Source organism: Corallococcus sp. CA054B (assembly GCF_003611625.1).
GTDB classification, from domain to species: domain Bacteria; phylum Myxococcota; class Myxococcia; order Myxococcales; family Myxococcaceae; genus Corallococcus; species Corallococcus coralloides.
Genome location: NZ_RAVY01000111.1, coordinates 14,117 through 32,800, shown reverse-complemented (window position 1 = coordinate 32,800; position 18,684 = coordinate 14,117). Strand labels below are relative to the sequence as shown.

The following is an 18,684-nucleotide window of genomic DNA, read 5'->3' as shown; positions in this document are numbered from 1 at the left end:
AGATTGTATAAGAGACAGGTTTCATATGTATGTGTTGGATTGAATGAACAAACACACCCCGGGGGGCCGGCAGGGGTGTCCGTTCAGTCCGAAGGGGCCTGCGCCATTCGTGGTCCGCATGTCTCAGCATTGAAGCACGCCGGGTCCTGCGTTTCTTCACTCGGAGGGTGTTGGGACACGCGTCCAGCGGCCTTCACCAGTGAAGCTTGCCCTGCGGGGCGACACCAATGAAATCAACCACTTGGGCCCTGGCACGGAAGGTGCTCTGGGAAGGCCTGCATCGGGAGGCACCGGGTGTCGGAGCCTGGCGCTTGTCTGCGTGGGGGACCCTCAATGCGAGTCGAGGTCGGTATGCGTGGGACGTTGAGCCTGTGGATGGTGGTGGTGCTGTTCGTGGCGCTGCGCGCGAATCCGGGGGACGCGCACGAGGTGGCAGTCCAGGCGGATGCGTGGTCGCGGTCGCTGGTGTCGTCGGGCCTGATGGCCTCCACCACGAAGCGCGAGGTGCTGGGGGGTGGGCTTGCGCACTACAGCTGGAAGGTGCGGGTGGGCGCGGGGAAGTACGACGCCATCACCGTGCACCGCGTGGTGCGTGAGTCCTACCCGTGGATTCCGGCGCGCAGCAGCCGGGCGGTGTTCATGGTGCACGGGGACCTGTGGGGCTTCGTGCCCGCGTTCCTCACCAGCAGCTGCGTGACGACGATGCCGGAGAACCGCTCCCTCGCGACGTACCTGGCGAGCCAGGACGTGGACGTGTGGGGCCTGGACCTGCGCTGGGTGGGCGTGCCGGAGGCGGAGACGGACTTCCAGTTCATGGAGGGCTGGAACATGGAGTCTCACGTGAAGGACGTGGGCACGGGGCTGGCGCTGGCGGACGTGGTGCGGCGGCTGGGCGGCAACGGCGGCAATGATCGGATGTTCCTCCTGGGCTGGAGCCGGGGCGCGACCCTCGGGTACGCGTACCTGGACGGGGAGTCGCAGCGCCCGCGCTCCCTGCGCCGGGTGGACGGCTTCGTGCCCATGGACATGGTGCTGCGCTACGGGCCGGACGCTGCCGAGCAGCGCCAGTGGGCGTGCCAGCGGTACGAGGCGCTCCAGGCCGCCCGCGACGAGGGCCGCACGGAAGGGGGCCTCCTGGGGCCCGCGCCGGGCATGCCGGTGAAGACCATGGGGGAGCTGGCGAGCCGTGCTCCCAACGCGCCGTCTCCACTGGCCCCGGCGGGCTTCGCGGGCCCCATCCGTCCCACCAACCGGAAGTTCGCGGTCATCGCCGCCGGGCGGACCGGGGCGCTGCTGGCGCCGCTCCAGCCAATCACGCCGGGCTACCACCTGGCGGGCAGCGTGCCGGACACCGCGGGCCTCCCGGACCGGACGGCCTACACGTCGGAGTCCACCCTGTTCGACTACCTCCAGCTGGCGGTGCCCTACCAGAGCCTCAACGAGGTGGTGGAGACGGAGAAGCAGCTGTGTGGCCTGGACGTGCCCTACGACGACCACCTCAAGGACGTGAAGGTGCCGGTGCTGTACGTGGGCGCGGGGGGCGGCGTGGGCCGCTATGGCGAGTACTCCACGCGCCTGCTGGGCAGCAAGGACGTCACCCACCTCATCGTGCGCAACCGGCCGGAGGGGGAGCGCGCGCTGGACTTCGGCCACGCGGACCTGTTCCTCGCCCGGGACGCGCGCGTGCGCGTGTGGCAGCCCATCCTCCAGTGGATGCGGGCGCGCTGAGGGGCTACTCCGCCTTCCACAACCCGTGACGGCGGGCCCGGCGGCCCAACGTCACGGGGTCCATGCCCAGGGCCACGGCGGCGCGGCGCAGGACGCCGCCGTGGCGCTCCAGGGCCTCGCGGATGAGGTCGCGCTCCACCTGCTGGAGCCGGGCCCTGAGCGAGCCGTCCCCGGTGGGGTCCGCCCGGGGCAGCGTGTTGCTGAGGAGCGCGGGCGGCAACAGGCGCCGGGTGAGCATCTCCCCGGGCCGGGACAGGAGCACCGCCCGCTCCACCACGTTGCGCAGCTCGCGCACGTTGCCCGGCCAGCCGTAGCCGTGCAGCACCTCGTCCGCGTCCGGGGCCACGCCCGTGGCGGAGCGCTTGAGGGTGCGGTTGAACTGCTCCACGAAGGCGCGGGCCAGCTCCGGGATGTCCTCCGGGCGCTCGCGCAGGGGCGGGATGTCGATGGTGAAGCTGTTGAGCCGGTAGAAGAGGTCCGCGCGGAAGCGGCCGGCGCGCACCTCCTCGCCCAGGTCCCGGTTGCTCGCGGCCACCACGCGCACGTCCACGTGGCGCACCTGGGTGCCGCCCACCGGGCGGATGTCGCCCGTCTCCAGCACGCGCAACAGCTTCGCCTGGAGGTTGGGCGTGGTGTTTTCAATCTCGTCCAGGAAGATGGTCCCACCGTTGGCGAGCACGAAGAGGCCCGGGTGGTCCGACACCGCGCCGGTGAAGGCCCCCTTCACGTGGCCGAACAGCTCGCTCTCCAGCAGCGTCTCCGTGAGCGCGCCGCAGTCCTGGACGACGAGCGGCAGGTCCCCGCGGCCGGAGAGCCGGTGGAGGATGCGCGCCAGCACCTCCTTGCCGGTGCCCGTCTCGCCCTGCAGCAGCACCGCCACCCGGTGGGGGGCCACCAGGCGCACCATCTCCATCACCCGCTGCATGGGCGGGCTGCGAAAGCCCACGTCCTCCCCGTGGCGGCCCACGCCCACCACCGGCGTCTGGGCCAGCGCGCGCTCGCGCATGAGGTTGCGCTCCAGCTCCAGCGCCATGCGCCACTGCTCCGTGCGGAAGCCGTGCTCGCGCCCCGCCTGGAGCACCGCCTCGCGCAGGGTGTCCGGGTCCGGCCACGCGCCCAGGGCCCGGTAGATGCGGCCGGTGTTGAAGAGCGCCACCAGCCGCTCCGGGGCCGCCGGGGCGCAGTAGACGATGCGCGAGGCCAGGTCGCTGGGCGGCCCCGCCCCCGTGGGGTCCACCTCCGCGCGCAGCTCCGCCAGGGACTCCACCAGCGCGAGCGCCTGCGACTCGTCCTGGCCGCACACCAGGAGCACCGCCATGTCTCCGCGCGTGAGCAGCGCGTGCACCTCCTCCGAGGTGGCGGCGAAGTGCGGCGTGGCCACGCCGGCCAGTGCCTGGCGCACCGCGCGTGACTCGTCGTCCGAGGCGAAGGCCGCCACCACCTGCAGGTGGGACGTGGCCAGGTAGCGGGCCAGCTTCACGCCGTCCGCCGCGTCGAAGGCGCCGAAGCTGATGCCCAGCGCCGCGACGGTGCCCCCACTGCTCGCTGTGTCGTGGCGCCAGCGCACCGTGCCCTGCACCCGCACGTGCGCGCCCGTGTCCGGCAGCGAGAAGGCCATCTCCACCGGCTCGTTCTCGTGCGGGCCCTCGGAGGGGCGGCGCGGCGTGGCGATGAGACCGATGCCCGTCTCGCTGATGTTCACGGACCAGCAGCCATGCAGCGCCGGCTGGGTCACCACCTTCACGTAAAGCGGCTTGCGCTCGCTCCGGGGCACCTGCTCGGACGCGGGGCGCGACATGGGGTGCGTCACTCGACCGGCCTCATGGCCGCCGCGCGGCGGGCTTCCTGGAAAAATACGGACATCGCGGACGGGTTTCTGCCTGATTCTCCCGTCATCGCAAGTCGGCGGCAAAGAGGATGTCCCCCCGGCACGTCGCAACTGGACACGGGTCCAAAATGCCCTGCCCGAAACGATGGCTCGCGCGTTCCCACACCGCACCACAACCGCGGTGCGAAACATCCGTGCTCCCGGGGTGCGCATCCCACGCGACGGGCTGTATCGCCCCTTCCGGTGTGTTGAAGGATTCCAACCGGGCCGTCTGAAATTGATGTCTGTCTTTCGGAGTTGAACCTGCCTGGCGTGCAAGCGGGTTCAGCGTCGCTTGTGTTCGAAATAGAACTTCGATATTCGGTTTATCACCTTGGAGCACGGCAGGCTTTTCCCCCGCTGCCGCAGATGGAGCACCCGAACACACGTCACGTTGTCTTTCTCCTCCCGTCGACGCGGCCCTGTGGAACAGGTCCGGGAGCACGAGAGGGGATTGCCCCGCCGTAAAGCCAGACATCTCCCAGCCATGCCTCTGTCTCCTGTCGTTGGAGCATGGCCTTTCACTGCCTGTCCTTTCCCCCTGGGCCAACCCCTTGAAGAAAACCCTCCTCCTGGTTGAAACGTTGTTCGTCCTGGGCGCCGCTGGTTGTGGTGCTCCGGATGGTTCCCTTCCGGCGGAAGACCGCCAGCCGTCGCTCGACACGTCCGGCGAGGACCTCACCACCACCGGCTGCACGCAGCTCACGCCCGCCAGCGTGAAGGCCAGCGGCGACGACGGCACCGGCAGCGTCGCGACGAACACGCTGGATGATCAGCTCACCACGCGCTGGAGCAGCCTGGGCAAGGGCCAGTGGATTGACTACGACCTGGGCTCCACCAAGAGCGTGGGCGCGATGGCGGTGGCCTGGCACGAGGGCAACAAGCGCGCGAACACGTTCACCATCTCCGTGTCACCGGACGGCTACACCTATACGCAGGTGTTCAGCGGCAAGAGCAAGGGCACGACCACCGCGGCGGAGACGTACACCTTCACGCCGGTGACGACGCGCCGGGTGCGCGTCACGGTGCAGGGCAACACCCTCAACGACTGGGCCAGCATCGCGGAGGCGCGCCCCTGCGCCGGCACCACCACGACGCCGCCCCCCACCACGCCGGGCGGCATCGTGTGGCGGGGCGACTTCGAGTCCGGCAACCGCAGCCAGTGGGACGGCACGCAGATGATGTCCGCGGACCGGCTCCAGGTCGTCTCGTCGCCTGTGCGCGAGGGCGGCTTCGCCCTCAAGGCAACGGTGAAGCAGGGCGATGACCCCATCAACTCCAGCGGCAACCGCAACGAAATCTTCAAGCAGACGAAGGAGGCGGTGGGCTCCGAGTACTGGTACCGCTGGAGCACGCGCTTCGCGGCGGACTTCCCCAGCGTGAACACCTGGCAGCTCTTCACCCAGTGGCACCACGACGGGTGCTGCGGCTCGCCGCCGGTGGAGTTCTACGTCTATGGCGAGGAGATGCGGCTCAACATCGGCGGGTCCCCGGGCACCATCGTCTGGCGCACGCCGCTGGTGCGCAACACGTGGCACGACTTCGTCTTCCACGTGAAGTGGTCCCCCAACGCGAGCGTGGGCTTCGTGGAGCTGTACTACGACGGCCAGCTGGTGCTGCCCAAGCGCTACATCGCGACGCAGTACTCCGGGCAGCTCAACTACCTGAAGATCGGCCTGTACCGGAACGACACCATCGCGCCGGTGGGCGTCGTCTACCACGACGGCTGGGTGATGGGCCGGACGCAGGCGGACGTGCTGGATGCCAACTACAAGCTGAAGTGAGACGCCGGCCGCGTGCCCCGGTAGGCGCCGGGGCGCGCTCCGGGATAGGCTTTCACGAGCCCATCCCGAGGAGTCGTCTCATGCGTCTGTGCGCCGCGTTGACCGCCGTGTCCCTGCTGGCGTCCTGCACCACGACCTATGCCATCCCCAAGCCGGAGCTGGCGCGGCTGGATGGCTTCCGGGACGAAAACGCGGCGCTGATGCGGGAGCTGGGCGACGTGATGCTCAACCGCGTCACGGAGCGCCAGCGCACGGTGCGCGACGTGGAAGGCCAGGCGCACCAGTTCACGTCCGACACGCCGCTGGCGCTGGCACGGGTCTCCGCCCAGACGGACGCGGAGTTCCAGCGCTTCATCGAGGTGGGCGTGGACGGCGACCGCTTCCGGGGCGTGCCCCTGGAGGGCTCCACCTCCAGCGCCGCCGCGCCCCCGGTCATCGTCCCCCTGTCGGAGGTGGACCACGCCCGGCTGCGCGAGTTCAGCCTGGGCAAGACGCTGCTGCTGACGGGCACCATCGGCGTCGTGTTGATGGGGTCGCTGGTCATGGTGAGCAAGCTCTTCAAGCCCACCTCCGGTTCGGATGGCGACCACCCTGGTGGCGTCATCGAGCTGGGCCCCCAGCCCCGGGCAGTCCCTGAGACCTTGTGATGCCTTTCGCTAGCGCGCGTCCGTGCGCTGGCGCAGCAGCCCCTCCTGGGCCACGGAGGCCACGAGCCGCCCGTCGCGGGTGAAGACGTGCCCGCGCGCCAGGCCCCGGGCGTTGCCGGCCCAGGGGCTCTCCATGGTGTAGAGCAGCCAGTCATTGATCTTCAGGTCGCCGTGGAACCACAGCGCGTGGTCCAGGCTGGCCATCTGGAAGCCCGGCTGGAGGAACGTCTGCGCGTGCGGCTGGAGCGCGGTGCCCAGCAGGTTGAAGTCGCTGGCGTACGCGAGCACGTAGCGGTGCACCTGGGGCTCGTCGGGCATGGCGCCGTCGGCGCGGAACCAGACGTGCTTCACGGGCGGCTCGGCCTTGGGCTCGAAGGGGTCCACATACGTCACCGGGCGCATCTCGATGGGCTTGGCGGAGAGGAACTTCTCCCGGTGCCGCTCCGACATGCGGCCCGCGTGGCGCCCCAGGAGCTCCAGGTCCGTGGGCAGCGACTCCGGCGGCGGCACGTCCGGCATGGTGGCCTGGTGCGTGAAGCCCGGCTCCTCGCCCTGGAACGACGCCATCAGCGTGAAGATGGGCTGGCCCTTCTGGATGGCCACCACGCGGCGGGTGGTGAAGCTGCCGCCGTCACGCACGCGGTCCACGGTGTAGACGACGGGCAGGCCCGCGTCGCCGGGGCGCAGGAAGTAGCCGTGCAGCGAGTGCACCGTGCGCTTCTCCTCCACCGTCTGGCTGGCGGCGGACAAGGACTGTCCCAGCACCTGCCCTCCGAAGAGCTGCCGGAAGCCCAGGTCCTGGCTTGCGCCACGGAACAGGTTCTCCTCGATGGGCTCCAGCTTCAGGAGCCCCAACAGCTCGTCCAGCACGCGGCTCATGTACGTCCTCCCGTTTTGACGCACCCCGTCCATATCCCAGCCCCCAGGCCGGTGCGCGGACCAATGTAGAGTGCGGCGCCTTTCTGCCCCGGAGGAGCCCGTGGCCTCGCTTTCCCTGCCAGACACCGTCCGGCGGCACCCGGCGGCCTGGGGCATGGCGGCCACGTTCGCCGCCAGCCTGCTCCTGCGAGGGCTGTACCTGGCGGCCTCTCCGGACCGGGACTGGCCCTTCTCCGTCTTCTTCGCGGGCGACGCGCGCTTCTTCCACACCGCCGCGCTGGACCTGGCGCGGGGCCGCGAAGGCCCCATCGCCCTGCCCTACCACCCGCCCCTGTTCCCCGCCCTCCTGGGACTGCTGTACCGGGTGCTGGGCGAGCCCCAAGGCAGCGCGCTGCCGTACAAGCTGGCGCTCGCCTGTCTGGGCTCGGCCACGGTGGCCCTCTGCCAGGGCTTCTGGCGGCGCCTGCTGGGAACGCCGTGGAGCCTGGTGGCGGCGGGGCTGTATGCCACGAGCTTCGGGTGGCTGGTGCTCTCCACCACGTACAGCAATGAGACGCTGTCCGCGCTGTGGCTGTGTTTCACCTGTGCGCTGGCATTGCGTATGGGCGGCGGGGTGCCGTCCTGGCCCGCGGTGCTGGGATTGGGCGCGGTGATGGGCTGGGGCACCCTCACCCGCGCGGAGCACCTGGGGCTGTGGCCCTTCCTCCTGGCGTATGCGTGGACCGCGCGCGAGCGGGCGCACTGGAGGCCGTGGGCCCTGCGCTGGGGCGCGGCGATGGGCGTGTCCCTGCTGCTGCTCGTTCCTTCCGCGCTGCACAACCTGGACACGATGCGCGAGCTGAACGCGCGGGCGCCGCACCTGGAGCCCCTGCCGGAGTGGGTGCCCGTCACCGTGTACGGGCCGCTCAACTTCGCCATGGCCAATCATGCCGGCGCCACCGGGGGCTTCACCCCGGCGCTGATCAACCAGGGCGGCAGCAACGGCCAGCTGGACCCATCCCGCCCGGAGCACCGGCGCCTGCTGTTGCATGGCTACGCGGAAGGGCTGCGCTGGATGGTGGCCTCGCCGGGCGACGCGGCCCGGCTGCTCTGGACGAAGCTGGACCTGTGGCTGGACGGCCTGAGCCTGGGCGTCGGCGTGTCGGACGTACCCGGAGGCCTCACTGGCGAGCGCGCCCCGGTGGACGTGTTCGTCCCCGACGCCGCGTGGCTCAAGTGGCCGCTGGCGGCGCTGCTCCTCGCCGGGATGCTGCTGTCGCTCAAGCCCGCGCACGCGCCCTTCCGGCTGCTGTCGCTGGTGGTGCTGCACCGGGTGCTGATAACGCTCGCCTTCTTCGGCTATGCGCGCGGCCTGCTCGTCGTCTTCCCCGCGCTCCTGCCGCTGCTGGTGCTGCCGCTGAAGGTCCTGGGGGAGCGCCACGCGGCCGTGGCCCGGAGGTTGCCCGCGCTCGCCGGGGCGCTGCTCTTGCTCGTGTGGGCGGAGGCCGCGCTCGTCGCCACGCGGGAGACGCCCCGCCGCTTCATGGCCAGCGGCACCACCGACGCCGTGAATGGCAAGCTCATCCAGGACGACCGCGTCCGGCTCTGGCCCCAACCTTGAGCGAGTGAACACTGCAAGCCATTGAAACCACTTCGTTTCCCCAAATTCGTCCCTAATCAGGAATAACCGCAATACCCACTTAAAAAGCGCATGACCTAAGCAGGGAGACGCTCCGCCCCGGAGCCCGCCGGTCCCGTCCGGCGGCATCACCCGAGGAGACGTCATGCGCCCCCTGCGGTCCGCGTTGTGTTGTCTTGCCCTCCTGGTGTCATCCACGACGTACGCATTCCAACCCTCCCAGCCCGAGCAGCAGAGCGCGGTGGCGAAGAAGGCCTTCTTCAAGCCGGACCTCTACCTCCCCATCCAGAACGTGCCGCTGGAGAAGGCGCGGTCGCTGATGCCGCGCGCGGGCGCGGACAAATGGGCGGGGTTCGTCGCCCGCTTCGGCGGCAACGTGCAGGTGTACCTGGATCCGCTGTCCGGCATGCCCACGGGCATCCAGGGCAGCTTCCCGCTCATCCCGGGTGACGGCTTCCGCAACAACGTCACGCTCGAAGCCGTGCGCCAGGGGCTGGGCCGCTCGGTGGGCAGCGTGGACGAGTCCGTGGTGGGAGAGCTCGTCTTCAAGTTCGTCGCGGACCATCAGGACGCGATTGGCGTGGACCTCTTGCAGCTGGGCTCGCCGCGCGTGACGCAGGTGTCGGACACGCTGTGGCAGGTGCACATCCCGCAGGTGGTGAACGGCATCACGGTGCGGCACGGCCGGCTGGCGGCCACCATCAGCCACGGCAACCTCATCCTCCTGGGCACGGAGGCGTGGGCCAACGTGGGCATCGACACGAAGCCCCGCTTCAGCGCGAACCAGGCCCTTGCCGCGGGCAGCACGTTCCTGGGCCAGACGCTGTCACCCACCAGCCTGTGGCAGCCGCCCACGCTGGAGGTGGCCCCCTACGCGCGCACGGGCGCGGCCTTCGGCCAGGGCTACGGGCACGCGCTGGTGTGGAGCTACGGCTTCTCCAACCCCGGTGAGCACGAGCGCTGGAAGGTGACGGTGGACGCCAACTCCGGCGAGGTGCTCGCCGTGGAGGATGACAACCACTACTTCGACGCGCAGGTGAAGGGCGGCGTGTACCCGTCCACCAACATCGGAACCTGCACGTCGAAGGAGACGTGCGGCACCATGCAGCCCAACACGCCCATGCCGTGGGCGAACACGGGCTTCGCGTCGCCCAACAACTTCACGGACGGCGCGGGCATCTACAACTACAGCACCGGCACCTTCAACACGACGCTCTCCGGCAAGTACGTGAAGATCGCCGACAGCTGCGGCGCCATCAACGTGAGCTCCGCCACGGGCAGCCTGGACCTGGGCGGCGTGAACAACGACCACGACTGCACGGTGCCCGCGGGCACGTCCCCGGGCAACACGCCGGCGGCGCGCTCCAGCTTCTACGAGCTGAACAAGATCAAGGAGGTGGCCCGCGGCTGGCTGCCCAGCAACACCTGGCTGCAGGGCCAGCTCACGTCCAACGTGAACCTGAACAGCACCTGCAACGCCTTCTGGAACGGCAGCAGCGTGAACTTCTACAAGTCCGGCGGTGGCTGCCGGAACACCGGTGAGATTGGCGCGGTGTTCGACCACGAGTGGGGCCACGGCATGGACAACTTCGATGCCAACGGCTCCCTGTCCAACTCCAGCGAGGGCTACGCGGACATCGCGGGCATCCTGCGCCTGCAGACGTCCTGCGTGGGTTACGGCTTCTTCCAGACGACGGACACGGGCTGCGGCCTGACGCCGGACGGCACGGGCTACAACCAGCAGGAGTCGCAGGTGGCGGGCCAGTCCTGGTGCAACCTGCGCTGCTCGGGCGTGCGTGACGCGGACTGGGCGGCGAGCGCGCCGAACATCCCGGCCACCCCGCAGAACTTCACCTGCAAGATGTGCTCGTCCGGCTCCGGCCCGTGCAGCAAGCAGGTGCACTGCGCCGCGTCCCCCGTGCGCCAGGCGGCGTGGGACCTGGTGACGCGCGACCTCACGGCCGCGCCCTTCAACTACAACTCCAACGACGCGTTCCTCCTGGGCAACAAGCTCTTCTACCAGGGCTCCGGCAACATCGGCACGTGGCACGCCTGCAACTGCACCGCCGGCACGTCCGACGGCTGCGGCGCGACGAACGGCTACATGCAGTGGCTGGCCGCGGACGACGACAACGGCAACCTGGCGGACGGCACGCCGCACATGACGGCCATCTACGCCGCGTACAACCGCCACAACATCGCCTGCTCCACGCCCGCGCCCACCAACGGCGGCTGCGCGACGGCGCCGACGGCGGCCCCCACCACCACGGCCACCCCGGGCGACAGCCAGGTGAGCCTGTCGTGGACCGCTTCCGCGGGCGCCAGCCAGTACTGGGTGATGAAGACGGAGGGCTTCGCGGGCTGTGACTTCGGCAAGGCGCGCGTGGCCACCGTCACCGGCACCAGCTACACGGACGCGGAGGTCGCCAACGGCCGCCAGTACTGCTACTCGGTCGTGCCCGCGAGCAGCAACGCGTGCTTCGGCCCGGCGTCCACCTGCACCTGCACCACGCCCACCTGCGCGGCGCCCGGCGCGCCCACGCTGTCCACCCCCGCCTCCGGCGCCACCGGCGTGGAGCTGCTCGCGGCGCTGGACTGGGCGGACGTGACGGGCGTGTCCGGCTACGAGGTCCAGGTGGCCACCGACAGCGCGTTCACCAACGTGGTGCGCAGCGCCAACTCGCTCGTGGCCAGCAACTGGAACGTGTCCCCGGGCCTGACGGCGAACACCGCCTACTACTGGCGCGTGCGGGCGCTCAACTCGTGCGGTGGCACCAGCTCCTGGAGCGCGACGCGCAGCTTCACCACGCGCGGCTGCGTCACCCTGGCGGCCCCCACCCTGACGTCCCCCGCCTCCGGCGCCACGGGCGTCGCGCTGACGCCGGCGCTGGACTGGTCCGACGTGACGAGCGCGGCCGGCTATGACGTGCAGGTGGCCACCGACAGCGCGTTCACCAACGTGGTGCGCAGCGCCACCGGCCTGTCCTCCAGCGCGTGGAACGTGACGCCGGGCCTGTCCAACCTCACGGCGTACTACTGGCGCGCGCGGGCCACCGACAGCTGCGGCGCGGGCGCGTACAGCACCGCCTTCAGCTTCACCACCACCAACGTGTGCACGCCCACCGTGGCCACGTACAACTCCAGCCTGCGCACCCCGGCCTGCGGCTCCGTGTGCGGCTGCGACACCGGCCCCACGCTCGTCAACGGGCGCGGCACGCTGTCCGGCGGCGTGGAGCCCAACCAGCCCAACACCCTGGGCGCCACCTGCGCGGACGGCAACTCCGGCAGCTACCACTCGGATGAGAGCATCGACCGCATCGTGCTCAAGACGGTGGACCAGGGCACCATCACCCCGGGCAAGCAGCTCACGGTGGACGTGACGGTGTGGTGCTACGGCACCAGCGACCAGCTGGACCTGTACTACACGACGAACACCACCACGCCGTCGTGGACCGCCATCAGCACGGGCCAGGCCTGCACCGCGGTGGGGGCGAAGACGTTCTCCTTCCCCGTCACCGTGGGCAGCACCACCGGCAACCACGCCGTGCGCGCGCAGTTCCGCTTCAGCAGCACCGCCACCAGTGCCTGCGTGGCCGGTTCGTACAACGACCGCGACGACCTGGTCTTCAACGTCACGTCCGCGGTGGCCGCCAACCCCACCGCCCCGTCCGCGAAGCAGGTGCGCGGCCGGGCCGTGACGGCGCGCTAGTCATCCCGGAAGTGACATGGGGGCTCCCGGTCCATGCCGGGGGCCCCCGTGCCTTTTCACGGCTTCACCACGTGTACACGACGGACGGCGCCGAGCGCTTCGCGGGCCCGTGGTGGACCATCTCGATGTTGTTGCCGTCCGGATCCAACACGAAGGCCGCGTAGTACCCCGGATGGTAGGAGCGCTCGCCGGGCGCGCCGTTGTCACGGCCCCCCGCGGCCACCGCCGCCTGGTGGAAGCGGTGCACCATCTCCCGGTCCTTCGCCTGGAAGGCCAGGTGCACGCGCGCGGTGGGCTCGCGGTCGTTGCTGAGGAAGAGCTCGTCCGCCGCCAGGTGCCGCTCGCTCTCGTTGAAGACCGGGATGCCCATCACCTCCAGCACCGCGCGGTAGAAGCGCTTGCTCGCCTCCAGGTCCCGGACCTGGAGGTGGACGTGGTCGAACATGCGGCCGTGGTGCAGTTCCATGGTCTGCCTCGTGGGGTTGGCGTGTCGGGTGTCGTTCAACACCGCGTGCTCCCGCGACCATCAGAGCTGCAATTCACGCATGTCAAGGCGGCTGCGCCCGGGAAGTCGTGAAAGCGGCAGCGACTTCCACAAAAGCGCGGGCGCGCGGCGGCAGGACGATGCAGCTTCGTGCGATAGTCCGCGCCACTTCGCTGTTCTTGCCTTCAGGAGGGTGCCGCGATGTTCATCGAAATCATCGTCCTGCCCCGTGAAGAGCAGTCCCCGAAGCGGCGCGCGGCAAAGGCCTCCAAGGCCCCCCCTCCGGTGGAGAAGCGGGGCCGGGCGGAGCTGGCCCAGGTGTGGCGCGAGGAGGGCAAGGCCTTCCACGGCGCCGTCCTGGAGTTCATCAAGGCCCAGCACCTCTTGGGCGCCGTGAAGTGGATGAGCGAGCCGGGCCTCCTGCCCCAGGTGACGCTCGTCGCCTCGGACCGCGTCCTGGAGAAGCTCCAGGCGGAGCCCCGCTTCGCCGCCGGCCGCTCGCTGTCCATGAACCTGCAGACCTGAGCGCCGCCCGTCCCCCGCGGCGCCCCCTCGCGTTTCCCATTTTCCAATCATTCATCCAGGACCCCGCGTGAGCCCTTCCGCGGCGCGTCCGGGCGTGGCCCGCGTGCGTCATCGTTGGCGGAAAAACCTGTCTCATCCTGTCTCACGCTGCTCTCCGCCTTGACGGCGGTGTCTTGAATTCCACAGGATGCGCGCAACCCACGAAGTCTGGCCAACCGGCCTGGACTTGAACGTGGGGGGTCCTTGGTCGTGCCTCCCGTCAGTGCGCCCCTCGCCTGGAATCGGAGCGGAACATGCGTTTGAAGAGAGTGGTCCCCGTCGTCGTGTCGCTGTGTTGCGCCACCGTTTCCGCCGAAGAGCCGCGCGACAAGGAGGTCTTCATCACCATCGGTTCGGACGCGGTGCGCACGGTGCGCTCGTCGTTCAGCGGCGGGAGCGCGCCCACGCTGGTGCGCGAGGCGAACGGGGTGAGCGTGCTCAAGCTCGCCGAATCGCAGCTGGGCGACGTGTCCGCCATCATGCACAGCCAGTATCACCGCTGCGCGGGCTACATGGCGCACGACACGCAGGAGGAGGCGCTCGCGCAGCTCACGCCCGCGCAGCCGACGCAGTCGCTGGTGAGCTACACGCTGGACAACGCGCCGGTGGTCAACTCGCTGTTCTCCGGCCTGCAGGAGGCCAGCCTGCGCGGCACCATCATCCAGCTGTCCAGCTACACGAACCGCTACTACAACAACTCCACCGGCGGCACGCAGGCGGCCGACTGGCTGAAGACGACGTGGGAGTCCTACGCCAACGGGCGCAGCGACGTGAGCGTGCAGCTGTACACGCACTCCGGCTGGACGCAGCCCTCCGTCATCGCCACCATTACCGGCACCGTCTACCCGGACGAGGTGGTCGTGATTGGCGGCCACCTGGACTCCATCAACATCAACGTGAGTTCCTCCAGCCGCCCCACGGCGACGGCACCGGGCGCGGATGACGACGCCTCCGGTGTCGCCACGCTGTCGGAGGTGTTCCGCGTGGCCATGGCCAAGGGCTACAAGCCGGCGCGCACGGTGAAGTTCATGGCGTACGCGGCGGAGGAGGTGGGCCTCTATGGCTCGCAGGCCATCGCGCAAGCGCACAAGAGCGCGAACGCCAACGTGGTGGGCGTGCTCCAGCTGGACATGACCAACTACCGCGGCTCCACGTGGGACCTGACGCTCGTCACGGACAACACCAACGCGGCGCAGAACGCGTTCCTGGGCAACCTCATCGACACGTACACGGGCTACACGCGCACCAACATCACGTGCGGCTACGGGTGCTCGGACCACGCGTCGTGGCACGCGCAGGGCTACCCGGCGTCCATGCCGTTCGAAGCGCAGATGAACAACGACAACCCCTACATCCACACGGCCAACGACACCCTGGCCAACAGCACGGACGGCAACGCCAACAACGCGTTGAAGTTCGCGCGCATCGGCTCGGCGTTCCTGGCGGAGCTGGGCAAGGGCACCATCCCGGGCCTGCCCACGGACACCACGCCCCCCACCGTGGCGCTCACCGCCCCGGCCAGCGGCGCGACGGTGAACGGCACCACCAACATCACCGCGACGGCCAGCGACAACGTGGGCGTCAGCAAGGTGGAGTTCCTGGTGGACGGCGTGGTGAAGGGCACGGCCATGGCCTCGCCCTACTCCTTCGCGTGGGACAGCCGCACGGTGGCCAACGGCAGCCACACGGTGGCGGCGAAGGCGCATGACGGCTCGGGCAACACCACCACCACGACGGCGAACACGGTGACCGTGGCCAACGTGTCCACGACCGGCACCTACGACACCACGTACAAGACGCTGCGCTGCGGCGCGGCGGCGGCCACCTGTGACAGCGGCACCCTCTTCAACGGCCGCGGCACCCGGGGCCCGGAGCTGAACACGCCCAACACGCTGCGCGGCACCTGCAAGGACGGCAGCTCCGGCACCTACCGCGGCGACGAGTCCATGGAGGCGCTCAAGGTGTCCACCGTGGACGGCTCCAACTTCGCCGCGGGCAAGCAGGTGAAGGTGGAGGCCACCGTCTGGGCCTACGCCAACCCCGCGTCGGACCGGCTGGACCTGTACTACACGGCCAACGCCACCGCGACGACGCCCACCTGGACGCTGATCACCTCCGTCACGCCGTCGGGGGCGAACCTGCAGACCATCTCGGCCACGTACACGCTGCCCTCGGGCGCCAACCAGGCCGTGCGCGCGCAGTTCCGCTACGGCACCGGCAGCCCGAGCAGCGCGTGCATCTCCGGCGAGTACAACGACCGCGACGACCTGATGTTCACGGTCCAGTAGGCGGCGGCTGACCTGAAGTGACACAGGAGGGGATCCGGAGCGCGAAGCCCCGGGTCCCCTTCGTGTTTCAGGCCGCCTTGAGCCCTTCGAGCGGCAGCTCCACCACGAAGGTGGAGCCCAGGCCCGGCTTGCTGTCCACGGTGATGCGGCCGCCGTGCGCCTCCACCACCTGCCGGGCAATCCAGAGCCCCAGGCCCAGGCCTCCGTAGTTGCGCCCGGGCACCGCGCGCTCGAAGCGCTCGAAGATGCGCGCGCGGTCCTCCTCGCTGATGCCAATGCCCTCGTCGCGCACGGTGAGGCGCGCGGCGCCGTCCTCGGCGGCCACGCGCACCGCGATGGGGCGGCCCTGGCCGTACTTCGCCGCGTTCGTCAGCAGGTGCGTCACCACCTGATCGATCCGCAGCCGGTCGTACCGGCCCACCAGCGGCAGGTCCGCGTCCAGCGTCACCGTCACGCCCATCCGCGCCACCTCCTCGCGCAGCCGAGCCACCGCGTTGCCCACCACGGCGGTGAGGTCCACGTCGTTCAAGTCCAGCGCGAGCCGGCCGGTGGTGAGCTGCGACACGTCCAGCAGCGTCTCCATCAGCGCGTGCAGCCGCTGCACCTGACGGCCGGCGGACTCCAGCGGGCTTCGCGCGCGGCCCAGCGCATCCTCTCCCAGGCTGCGCTCCAGCCGCTCCAGGTGCAGGCGGAAGGCGGCCAGCGGCGTCTTCAGCTCATGGCTCGCCACCGCGAGGAAGTCATCCCGGGCCTGGACGCTCTCGCGCAGCGACTGGGAGAGCAGCTCCTGGCGCAGGGCTTCGCGGCGGCTGCGCGACAGCTCCAGCATGGAGCGCACGCGCGCCACCAGCTCCCGGGCGCTGAAGGGCTTCACCAGGTAGTCGTCCGCGCCCGCCTCCAGCCCCTCCACCGCGGCCTCCTCTCCGGCGCGGGCGGACAGCATCACCACCGGGACGGCGCGCGTGGACGGCTGCTCGCGCAGGCCGCGCAAGAGCCCGAAGCCGCCCAGCCGGGGCATCATCACGTCCGTCAGCACCAGGTCCGGCGGGTTCGCGCGCGCGGCGGCCAGCGCGGCCTGTCCGTCCGTCGCCAGCACCACGTCGAACGACGGTGACAGCACGCGCTCCACGTACTCGCGCATGTCCGCGTTGTCGTCCACCACCAGCACGCGCGCGCGGAGAGCGTCCGCGCCCGGGGCCTCCTCTTCGTCCGTCAGCGCCCGGAGCACGGGCTGTGCGTCCGACCAGCGCTCGGCCTCCTGGAGGAAGGGGCTCGCGCCCAGGGCGGTGGACTCCTGCTGGCGCGCGGCCTGGATGCGGTCCGCGGGCAGGTGCGCGTGGCCCCGGGGGATGCGCACGGTGAAGGTGGTGCCCCTGCCCTCCTCGCTCTCCACGGTCACGTCGCCGCCGTGCAGCACCACCAGCTCGCGCACCAGCGCCAGCCCGATGCCGGTGCCTTCGTGGGTGCGGCTTCGCGCGTTGCGCACGCGGTGGAAGCGCTCGAAGAGGTGGGGCAGCTCCTCCGCGGGGATGCCCGTGCCCGTGTCGGTGACGCACAGGAGGACGGAGGCGCCCCGGGCCTCCTGCCGCACGATGATGCCGCCCTCGAAGGTGAACTTGAGGGCGTTGGAGAGCAGGTTGAAGACAACCTTCTCCCACATCTGCCGGTCCACGTAGACGGGCTCCGGCAGCTCGGCGCACTCCACGCGGAAGGACAGGCCGGTGCGCTCGATGGCGGAGCGGAAGTGGCCGGTGAGGTCCCGGGTGAAGGCGGCCAGCCCGGTGGGCTCGAAGCAGGAGTCGATGCGGCCCGCCTCCAGCCGGCTGAAGTCCAGCAGCGTGTTCACCAGCCGCAGCAGGCGGCCCGCGTTGCGGTGGACGAGCTCCAGGTCCTTGCGCGCGGCCTCCGTCACCGGCACCTGCGCGAGCACGTCCTCCAGCGGCCCCAGCATCAGCGTGAGCGGCGTGCGGAACTCGTGCGAGATGTTGTGGAAGAAGGCCGTCTTCGCCCGGTCCAGCTCCGCCAGCGCCTCCGCCCGCTGGCGCTCCTCCTCGTAGGCCCGCGCGTTGCGCAGCGACGCGGCCACCTGCGCGCTCAAGAGCTCGCTGAAGGAGGCGTGGCTCTCGTCGAAGGCGCGGTTGGGGGACAGCGCGGTGACGAGCACCCCCAGCGGCGCGGCCGTGCCGGAGCCCGCGAGCGGCTGGAAGAGGAACGTGCCCACCGCGTCACCAAACGGCCCGCCCTTCAGGGACAGGAGCGCCTCCAGCCCGTCACGCAGCACCCGCGCTCCTCCGAGCGCGCGCAGGAACGGCGCCGCCATGCGCGAGGCGGCGTCCAGCATCACGGTCTCCGGGCTCAGGGGGCCGCCGCGTTCGATGCCCACGGCCCCGCACAGCGTCAGCGACCTGCCGTCCTCCTCGCGCAGGTAGAGGAGCGCGCACGGCACGTCCAGGGGATGGTCCGCCAGGGCGGTCACCAGGTCGCCGCACGTCTTCGCCACGCTGCGCGTGTCCGCCGCCTGGGCGGACAGGTCGCGCAACAGCCGCGTGCGCCGCTCGCTCAGCACCCGGGGCGTCACCTCCGCGCACACCGCGAGCATGCCGCCGATGGCGCCCGTGTCGTCGTAGGCGGGCGCGTGGCTCACGTCGAAGTAGGACTCCTCGCGGTAGCCGCTGCGGTTGAGCAGCAGCTGGAGCGCGGGCACCCAGCTGGCGACGCCCGTCGTCATCGCCTCGCGCACCAGCGGCTCCAGCGAGTCCCACGCCTCCGCGAGCGTGCCCCGGATGTCCGTGCCCAGCGCGGCCGGGTGCTTGTCGCCAATCACCAGCGAGTAGGCGTCGTTGTAGAACTGGGTGAGCTCCGGCCCCCAGGTGAGGATCATGGGGTAGCGCGACCCGAGCAGCGTCTTCACGAGCATCTTGAGGCTCGTGGGCCAGGAGGTCACGGGCCCCACCGGTGACGCGGCCCAGTCGTGCGTGCGCACCAGCGCGTGCATCTGGCTGTGACCGGTGAAGAGGGCCTCCGGCGTCTGCGGCGGAACATCCTGGCTCATCGCGGGCGCTGCTCCTCGCATCAGCGAGCCATTTCCCTAAGCCGGCTCCTGGTGGCTTCCCAGT

General features: G+C 70.3%; 11 protein-coding genes. 7 read left to right on the top strand and 4 right to left on the bottom strand.

Features of this window, described 5'->3' with window-relative positions; genetic code table 11:
• Positions 1-351 precede the first annotated feature (351 nt).
• Complete coding sequence (locus D7V80_RS24720; RefSeq protein ID WP_120590503.1) at positions 352-1,728, top strand: hypothetical protein; 1,377 nt, start codon at positions 352-354, stop codon at positions 1,726-1,728.
• Positions 1,729-1,732: 4 nt separating this feature from the next.
• Here the strand turns inward: D7V80_RS24720 and D7V80_RS24715 are convergent, their stop codons facing one another.
• On the bottom strand, positions 1,733-3,526 hold the full coding sequence (locus tag D7V80_RS24715) for a sigma 54-interacting transcriptional regulator (protein ID WP_120590508.1): 1,794 nt from the start codon (positions 3,524-3,526) through the stop codon (positions 1,733-1,735).
• Positions 3,527-4,149: 623 nt separating this feature from the next.
• On the opposite strand from D7V80_RS24715, the gene D7V80_RS24710 reads away from it, so the two are divergent.
• Both D7V80_RS24710 and D7V80_RS24705 read left to right on the top strand, forming a co-directional pair.
• Positions 4,150-5,379 (top strand): heparin lyase I family protein, encoded by a 1,230-nt coding sequence (locus D7V80_RS24710; RefSeq protein ID WP_120590502.1) that lies wholly within the window; start codon positions 4,150-4,152, stop codon positions 5,377-5,379.
• Positions 5,380-5,459: 80 nt separating this feature from the next.
• Positions 5,460-6,026: a hypothetical protein gene (locus D7V80_RS24705; protein ID WP_120590501.1), complete on the top strand. Its 567-nt coding sequence runs from the start codon at positions 5,460-5,462 to the stop codon at positions 6,024-6,026.
• 9 nt (positions 6,027-6,035) lie between these two features.
• Here D7V80_RS24705 and tesB read toward each other — a convergent pair whose 3' ends face one another.
• A complete protein-coding gene (gene tesB / locus D7V80_RS24700; RefSeq protein WP_120590500.1) occupies positions 6,036-6,905 on the bottom strand; it encodes an acyl-CoA thioesterase II in 870 nt (289 codons plus the stop codon).
• Positions 6,906-7,059: 154 nt separating this feature from the next.
• Here tesB and D7V80_RS24695 point away from each other — a divergent pair, with 154 nt between their 5' ends.
• A complete protein-coding gene (locus D7V80_RS24695) occupies positions 7,060-8,505 on the top strand; it encodes a glycosyltransferase family 39 protein (protein WP_120590507.1) in 1,446 nt (481 codons plus the stop codon).
• Positions 8,506-8,668: 163 nt separating this feature from the next.
• Positions 8,669-12,232: a fibronectin type III domain-containing protein gene (locus tag D7V80_RS24690; RefSeq protein WP_120590499.1), complete on the top strand. Its 3,564-nt coding sequence runs from the start codon at positions 8,669-8,671 to the stop codon at positions 12,230-12,232.
• A gap of 64 nt (positions 12,233-12,296) precedes the next feature.
• Here D7V80_RS24690 and D7V80_RS24685 read toward each other — a convergent pair whose 3' ends face one another.
• Positions 12,297-12,698, bottom strand: coding sequence for a VOC family protein (locus D7V80_RS24685; RefSeq protein ID WP_014397970.1), 402 nt, complete (start codon positions 12,696-12,698; stop codon positions 12,297-12,299).
• A 219-nt stretch (positions 12,699-12,917) separates the two neighbouring features.
• On the opposite strand from D7V80_RS24685, the gene D7V80_RS24680 reads away from it, so the two are divergent.
• Together D7V80_RS24680 and D7V80_RS24675 are read left to right on the top strand one after the other, a co-directional pair.
• On the top strand, positions 12,918-13,241 hold the full coding sequence (locus tag D7V80_RS24680) for a hypothetical protein (protein WP_120590498.1): 324 nt from the start codon (positions 12,918-12,920) through the stop codon (positions 13,239-13,241).
• A 293-nt stretch (positions 13,242-13,534) separates the two neighbouring features.
• Positions 13,535-15,568, top strand: a complete 2,034-nt coding sequence (locus tag D7V80_RS24675; protein WP_120590497.1) for a M20/M25/M40 family metallo-hydrolase — start codon at positions 13,535-13,537, stop codon at positions 15,566-15,568.
• A 67-nt stretch (positions 15,569-15,635) separates the two neighbouring features.
• On the opposite strand, the gene D7V80_RS24670 is transcribed toward D7V80_RS24675, so the two are convergent.
• Positions 15,636-18,620 (bottom strand): ATP-binding protein, encoded by a 2,985-nt coding sequence (locus D7V80_RS24670; protein WP_120590496.1) that lies wholly within the window; start codon positions 18,618-18,620, stop codon positions 15,636-15,638.
• Positions 18,621-18,684 lie beyond the last annotated feature (64 nt).